General features: G+C 68.0%; 6 protein-coding genes. 3 read left to right on the top strand and 3 right to left on the bottom strand.

All coding sequences use genetic code 11. The features are described 5' to 3' along the window. Nucleotides 1-484: 484 nt before the first annotated feature. From VF106_RS43595 to VF106_RS43585, 3 genes are all read right to left on the bottom strand, one after another. Nucleotides 485-1,465, bottom strand: coding sequence for an SGNH/GDSL hydrolase family protein (locus tag VF106_RS43595; protein WP_330845925.1), 981 nt, complete (start codon nt 1,463-1,465; stop codon nt 485-487). Nucleotides 1,466-1,468: 3 nt separating this feature from the next. Then, entirely contained in the window at nt 1,469-2,443 is a 975-nt protein-coding gene (locus tag VF106_RS43590; RefSeq protein WP_330845924.1) for an SGNH/GDSL hydrolase family protein, read from the bottom strand. A 111-nt stretch (nt 2,444-2,554) separates the two neighbouring features. Then, nucleotides 2,555-3,997, bottom strand: coding sequence for an amino acid permease (locus VF106_RS43585; RefSeq protein WP_330845926.1), 1,443 nt, complete (start codon nt 3,995-3,997; stop codon nt 2,555-2,557). A 234-nt stretch (nt 3,998-4,231) separates the two neighbouring features. On the opposite strand from VF106_RS43585, the gene VF106_RS43580 reads away from it, so the two are divergent. From VF106_RS43580 to VF106_RS43570, 3 genes are all read left to right on the top strand, one after another. Further along, the gene (locus VF106_RS43580; protein WP_330845923.1) at nt 4,232-5,596 is read left to right on the top strand and encodes a glutamine synthetase family protein; all 1,365 of its coding nucleotides are present in this window, start codon (nt 4,232-4,234) and stop codon (nt 5,594-5,596) included. Beyond that, nucleotides 5,577-6,290, top strand: coding sequence for a gamma-glutamyl-gamma-aminobutyrate hydrolase family protein (locus VF106_RS43575; protein ID WP_330845922.1), 714 nt, complete (start codon nt 5,577-5,579; stop codon nt 6,288-6,290). Before VF106_RS43580 ends, VF106_RS43575 begins: the two co-directional genes overlap by 20 nt. Then, the coding region (locus VF106_RS43570; RefSeq protein WP_330845921.1) for an aldehyde dehydrogenase family protein at nt 6,287-7,216 on the top strand (930 nt) is incomplete at its 3' end. The genes VF106_RS43575 and VF106_RS43570, both read left to right, overlap by 4 nt.

Below are 7,216 nucleotides of genomic sequence, written 5' to 3'. Positions count from 1 at the left end.
GAACCCGAGCGAATGGTCCATTCGTGCGCCAGGGGGTCCCCCGATTTCCACACTACCGGTGAGCACCGACACCCACGGCCGATCAACCGGCAAACGGCAACCGATTCACCCACCCAACCGGAGCGAATGGACCATTCGTGCGGCAGGGGGTCCCCCGATTTCCACGCTACCAACGTGCACCGACAGTTTCGGGTGCCGCGCACCGCTGCCTGTGGACAACCCCGCGTGTCCAACGCCCGGCACGCGCGTGTCCAACACTCAGGACCCGCGTGTCCAACAATGCCGACCGGCGAGTTCAACAGTTCAAGCACCCGACTGACTTTGTTCAACTCACCGGTCCCACACGTTGGACACGCGGGTCTGGAGTGTTGGACACGCGAGATGTTGTGGACAACCGCCGTAACGCGCGCCCGGAATGTCGGTGCTCCATGAGAGGCTCGAACCGGGGGCCGGAGGCCAACGGGGCGCGTCAAGCACTGTGGGGTCAGCTGAGTAGTGGGACCAGGCGGTCGGCGATCTTGCGGTGGCCCGTGTCGTTGGGGTGCACGTTGTCGACCGTGTCGGTGGCCTCGTTGATCCAGCCGTCCGTGTTGACGAAGCGCACCCTCGCGTCGCCGACGGCAGCGACCGCGGCCTGCGTCTCGGCGATGTATCGCTTCCGGAAGGTCTGCAGCGCGAAGATGTTGGCGTTCGGGTATTTCGCGCGAACGTTGCGCAGCAACGCGATGTAGGCGCTCTGGAACTGGGCGCCGGTGACGCCGTGCCCCACGTCGTTCGTGCCCAGGTTGATCACGACCGCGCTGGCCTGGTACCGCGAGAAGTCCCAGTCCGGCGCGGTCGCCGCGAGTCCGGTCTTGAGGAACCGCTGGCTCATGCCGATGCAGCCGTCCGCGGCGGGGTACAGGCACGCGCCGCCCACCGCGATCTGGGTGTGTCCGGTCCGCAGCCGCTCGCCGGTCAGCCAGCCGTACGCGGTCAGCGCCTGTTTGGACGACAGCTGGCCCACGGTGATCGAGTCGCCGATGAACTCGATGATCCGTGACGGTGTCTGCGGAACGACCGTGCGGGCGCCGGGATCCAGGATCACGCCCTGGAACACCGCGTCACCGCGGTAGGAACCCGCCACCGGGCGGTAGGACACCCGCAGTGTGTGGGTGCCGGCGGCGAGCGGGGTCGGCGTCAGGTTGACGGTGCCGCTGACGTTCCTGTACGACACGTCGGGGCCGCCGTCGATGCTGGCGAACAGGTCGATGCTGTTGCGCTGCCGCAGTTTCACCGTGGTGCCCGTGAAGCCGACCAGCACGTAGGCGCCTGCCCACTCGGACACGAACGCGGTGGAGGAGCTGGTGTTCCAACGCCCGAAATACCTGATGTTGGAGTCGGTCGGCAGTACGTCAGCCGTCGCGGTGGGGGCGGGGACCAGTACGGCGGCGAGGCAGAACACGACGATCCAGAACGCGCGCATGACTCACAGTCCAATCGCTGGGCCGATGATCGGCGCCAGCCGATCGGCGATCTTGGCGTGACCGGTCTCGTTGGGGTGGCCGTCGGTGTCCTCGTAGTCTGCGCCGACCGTCAGCCAGCCCTCGGTGTTGATGTACCGCACGTTGCCGTCGTTCACCGTGCGGACCGCCGCCTGGGTCTCGGTCACGTAGCGCTTCTTGAATGTCTCCATCACGAAGATCACCGCGCTGGGATACTTCGCGCGGACGGCACGCAAGAAGTCCACATAGGTCGACTGGAACGTCGCGCCCGTGACGCTGTGGCCGATGTCGTTGGTGCCCAGGTTGATCACGACCGCGCTGGCCTGGTAGCGGGAGAAGTCCCACGCCGCGGTGCCGGTGCTGGCCTGTTGGAAGAACTGCGTGCGCTGGCCGACGCAACCGGACTGCGCGACCAGGCAGTAGCCCGACCGCGCGATCTGGGTGTGCCGGACGCCGAGCCGCTCGCCGAGCACCCAGCCGTACGCGCTCACCGCCAGCTTGTCGGTCAGCGCGCCGGCGGTGATGGAGTCGCCGACGAACTCGACGAGCTTTGTGGACAGTGCCGGACGGACGGTCGTCGCACCCGCGTCCAGTACGAGACCAAGGAAAACGGTGTCGCCGGATCGGTAGGACACCCGCAGCGAGTGGGTGCCCGCCGGCAGCGGTTGTGGTGTGAGGTTCACCGTGCCACGCACGCCGGCGAAGAACACGTCCGGGCCACCGTCGATGCTGGCGTAGAAGTTGACCGCGTCCCTGGCCTTGACTTTGACGGTGGTGCCGGTGAACCGCGTCGAGAAGTACGTGCCGGTCCAGTTCGGCACGGCCGTGGTGGCGGTGTTGGTCCACCGCCCGACGTAGATGATGTTGGGATCACTGACGTCACCCGGCGCCGCGACGGCGGGTGGACCGGTCAGGAAACCGGCCAGTACGACCGCGATGACCAGCACGAACCGGAACATGGCACCCACCCTCATCGCTGGGAGCGCTCCCAATTGTTCACGGATTGTGACTTGCCGGTCACGGAAATGTCAAGGCCGCGCAGCGCTACGCTGCGCGGCCTTGAACGAACGTCAGATGACGTCCAGATCCCGTTCGATGGCGGCCAACTCCTCGGGGCTGCCCTGCACCTTGGGGCCGGTGAACCACTTCCGCGCCGACGCGAACCACCAGATCCCGGCGAACCCGAGCACCACCAGCACGGCGACCGGCGTGTAGTTGAACGTCGTCGCCGTCACCGGGCTCACCTGCGGCAGCATGAACAGCACGGTGATGAAGCAGACCCACACCACCGCGACGGTGCCGACGAGCTTGCTCCACCGGCCGAGGTGCCAGGGCCCGCGCTGGAAGGCGTCGCCCTGGCGCAGCCGCAGGAACGTGGGCAGCACGTAGGCGATGTACAGGCCGATCACCGCGATCGACGTCACCGCCGCGTACGCGGTCGTGTTCCACAGGTACGGCAGGCCGAGCACGAAGGCGCCGCCGGCCGCCAGCCACACCGCGTTCGTCGGCGTCCGCGTCCGCTTGTTCACCCGGTGCCACAGCGACGAGCCCGGCAAGGCGCCGTCCCTGGAGAACGCGTAGATCATCCGCGAGTTCGCGGTCACCGACGACATGCCACAGAACAGCTGTGCGCCGATCGCGATCAGCAGCAGGAGCTTCCCGCCGGTCAGGCCGACCGCGTCGATGAAGATCTGCGCCGGCGGCACCCCGGTCTCCGTGCCGGTGGCGCTGTCGTAGCTCTGGATGGCGAAGGTCAGGCCGATCAGCAGCACCCAGCCGGCCACGAGCGACACGATGATCGACATGATGATCCCGCGCGGGCCGCTGCGGGCCGCGTCGTGCGTCTCCTCGGTCATGTGCGCGCTCGCGTCGTAGCCGGTGAACGTGTACTGCGCCAGCAGCAGGCCGAGCAGGCCGACGTACAGGCCGGAACCCCACCCGGTGTTGTTCACGAACTCGCCGAACACGAACGACGCGGACTGGTGGTTGTCCGGCACGAACGCCAGCACACCCACGATGACCAGCACGCCGGCCACGTGCCACCACACGCTGATGTCGTTGAGCAGCGCGACGAGCTTGACACCGAAGGTGTTCAGCAGACCGTGCACGACGAGGATGATCCCGAACAGCAGGATCGTGTTCCCTGGCGTCGCCGCGAACCCGAACTGCAGGTCGAGGAACGCGTTCAGGAAGAACGCCGCGCCGAAGTCGATGCCGGCCGTGACCGCCACCTGGCCGAGGAAGTTGAACCAGCCGGTGAACCACGACCACGCCGCGCCGTTCTTGCTGGCCAGCTTCGCCGACCAGTAGTACAGGCCGCCCGCGGTCGGGTAGCTGGAGCAGACCTCCGCCATGGCCAGGCCGACGAGCAGTGTCATCAGACCGACGAACGGCCAGCCCCAGACGATGATCGCCGGGCCGCCGGTGTTGAGGCCGAAGCCGTACAGGGTGAGGCAGCCGGACAGGATCGAGATGATCGTGAACGACACGGCGAAGTTGGAGAAACCGGACATTCGGCGCGCTAGTTCCTGCGCGTAGCCCAGTTCGTGCAGTCTTTTCTCGTCCTCGGTGAGGGAGGCCGGTGGGGCGGTCGGGCGTTTGGTGCTGTCGGTCGTCACGAAGGCCTCCCTGAGATGCCTAATGGGTCAGCATCAGTCCTTTAGGTGTCGTTATCGAGTGGACCCGACTACAGTGGCTCGTTGACAGGTAGGCGTCAATGGGTCAAGTGTGATCCTTTGGAGACTGTTATGGGCCACCGCGACGGCATGCTCACCCTCGACCAGCTCCGTACGCTGGTCGCCGACGGCACGATCGACACCGTCCTGGTCGCGATCACCGACATGCAGGGACGCCTCCAGGGCAAGCGTTGCGCGGCGGAGTACTTCCTCAACGAGGTCGTGCCGCACGCCACCGAGGCCTGCAACTACCTGCTCGCGGTCGACGTCGAGATGAACACTGTGGACGGTTACGCGATGTCCTCGTGGGAGCGTGGCTACGGCGACTTCGTCATGCGTCCCGACTTCGACACGCTGCGGCGCGTCCCGTGGCACGAGGGCACCGCCCTGGTCCTCGCCGACGTCGAGTGGGTCGAGGGCGGGCCCGTGCCCGCGTCACCCCGGCAGGTGCTGCGGCGTCAGCTCGACCGGCTGGCGGAGCGCGACCTCGCGGCCTACGTCGGCACCGAGCTCGAGTTCATCGTGTTCGACGACACCTACGAGCAGGCGTGGCAACGGGGCTACCGCGAGCTGGTCCCGGCCAACCAGTACAACGTGGACTACTCGATGCTCGGCACCGGGCGGCTCGAGCCGCTGTTGCGGGACATCCGCAACGGCATGTCGGGTGCCGGCATGTACGTCGAGTCCGCGAAGGGCGAGTGCAACCCTGGCCAGCACGAGATCGCCTTCCGGTACGACACCGCGCTGGCCACGTGTGACAACCACAGCATCTACAAGACCGGCGCCAAGGAGATCGCGGCCAAGCACGGCAAGAGCCTCACGTTCATGGCCAAGTACAACGAGCGCGAGGGCAACTCCTGCCACATCCACATCAGCCTGCGCGGCACCGACGGCGCCGCGGTGCTGGCCGGCGACGGCGAGCACGGCTTCTCGAAGCTGATGACGCACTTCCTCGCCGGCCAGCAGGCCGCGCTGCGGGAGCTCACCTACTTCTTCGCGCCGAACATCAACTCCTACAAGCGTTACGTGGACGGGAGTTTCGCGCCGACGACCGTCGCGTGGGGGATGGACAACCGGACCTGCTCGTTACGCGTGGTCGGCCACGGCGAGTCGTTACGAGTGGAGAACCGGGTGCCAGGCGGGGACGTTAACCCGTACCTCGCGGTGGCCGCGCTGATCGCCGCCGGCCTGCACGGCATCGAGAACGAGCTGCCGCTCGAACCGGAGCTGCACGGCAACGCGTACGGGGTCGACAAGCCCAGGGTGCCGGCCAACATGCGCGACGCCGCCGAGCTGCTCGCCGAGAGCAAGCTCGCCCGCGCGGCGTTCGGCGACGACGTCGTCGAGCACTACCTCAACAACGCGCGGATCGAGCTCGCCGCCTACGACGCGGCCGTGACCGACTGGGAGCGGATCCGTGGCTTCGAACGCCTCTGACGCACCGGTCATCGGCATCACGACCTACATGGAGCAGACCAGGTTCGGGTTGTGGGACACCCCGGCCGCGGTGTTGGGGCGCGGCTATCTCGACGGGGTGGCGGCCGCGGGCGGCGTGCCCGTGCTCTTCCCACCGGTCGGCGAGGTCACGGCCGGCCTGCTGTCGCGTGTGGACGGTCTGCTCGTGGCCGGTGGCGCGGACATCGACCCTGTCCACTATGGCGCGGACCGCGCGCCGGAGACCGGCTCGGCACGGCCCGACCGCGACCTCGCCGAGCACACGCTGATCGAGGCGGCGCTCGCGAACGGGGTGCCGCTGCTCGCGGTCTGCCGAGGGATGCAGCTGTTGAACGTGGTGTTGGGCGGCACGTTGCACCAGCACCTGCCGTACGTCTTCGGCAACACCGACCACCTGCCCAAGCTCGGTTCGTTCGGCCGGGTTCCGGTGAAGATCGCCCCGGGCAGCCGGCTGTCCACGATCCTCGGTTCCGAAGTGGACAGTTACTGCCACCACCACCAGTCGGTGGACCAGCTCGGTGTCGGGCTGGTGCCCGTCGCGTGGGCGGGTGACGGGGTGATCGAGGCAGTGGAGTTGACCGATCCGGAGTTCGTGGTCGGTGTGCAGTGGCATCCGGAGGAGGACGGGGTGGATCGCAGGCTGTTCGAGGCGTTGGTGGAGGCGGCACGGGCATGAGTGTCACTGAAGTGATCAACCCGGCCACCGAGGCGGTGGTCGCGCGCGTCGAGCACACCTCGGCGGATGAGACCGACGCCGCCATCGCGCGGGCGCACCGGGCGCTACCGGCGTGGAAGGCGGTCGCGCCGGCCGACCGGGCACGGCTGCTCAGGCGGTTCGCCGAGGCCGTGGACTCCGATGTGGACAACCTGGCCGACCTGGAGGTCAGGAACTCCGGTCACACCGTGGGCAACGCCCGCTGGGAGGCCGGCAACGTCCGCGACGTGCTGCAGTACTACTCGGCCGCGCCGGAACGCCTGTTCGGCCGGCAGATCCCGGTTCCCGGCGGGGTGGACCTCACGTTCGCGGAACCGCTCGGCGTGGTCGGCGTGATCGTGCCGTGGAACTTCCCGATGCCGATCGCGGGCTGGGGTTTCGCTCCTGCCTTGGCCGCGGGCAACACGGTGGTGCTGAAGCCGGCCGAAGTGACGCCGTTGACGGCGATCCGGCTCGGCGAGCTCGCGCTGGAGGCGGGCATTCCGGAGGGCGTGTTCCAGGTGCTGCCGGGCAAGGGCAGCGTGGTCGGGCAGCGGTTCGTCACCCATCCGGCGGTCCGCAAGGTCTGCTTCACCGGCTCCACCGAGGTGGGCAAGCAGATCATGGCCGGCTGCGCCGACCAGGTGAAGCGCGTGACGCTCGAGCTGGGCGGCAAGAGCGCCAACATCGTCTTCGCGAACGCCGACCTCGAGGCCGCGGCCGCCGCCGCCCCGGGCGCGGTCTTCGACAACGCGGGCCAGGACTGCTGCGCGCGCTCCCGGATCCTGGTCCACCGGCCGGTGCTGGAGGAGTTCCTCGACCGGCTGGACGACGCCGTGACCCGGCTGCGGGTCGTCGACCCGAGGTCGGAGGAGAGCGAGATGGGCCCGCTGATCAGCGCCGGCCAG

It is taken from the genome of Actinophytocola sp. (genome assembly GCF_036378875.1).
GTDB lineage: Bacteria > Actinomycetota > Actinomycetes > Mycobacteriales > Pseudonocardiaceae > Actinophytocola.
Note: the sequence above shows the minus strand (reverse complement) of the source record. Positions and strands in the feature narration are given on the sequence as shown.

What these genes read in the sequence shown, in the direction of transcription:
- VF106_RS43585 (WP_330845926.1), bottom strand. Translation starts at nt 3,997, where the DNA reads ATGTCCGGTTTCTCCAACTTCGCCGTGTCGTTCACGATCATCTCGATC.
- VF106_RS43590 (WP_330845924.1), bottom strand. Translation starts at nt 2,443, where the DNA reads ATGTTCCGGTTCGTGCTGGTCATCGCGGTCGTACTGGCCGGTTTCCTG.
- VF106_RS43580 (WP_330845923.1), top strand. Translation starts at nt 4,232, where the DNA reads ATGGGCCACCGCGACGGCATGCTCACCCTCGACCAGCTCCGTACGCTG.
- VF106_RS43595 (WP_330845925.1), bottom strand. Translation starts at nt 1,465, where the DNA reads ATGCGCGCGTTCTGGATCGTCGTGTTCTGCCTCGCCGCCGTACTGGTC.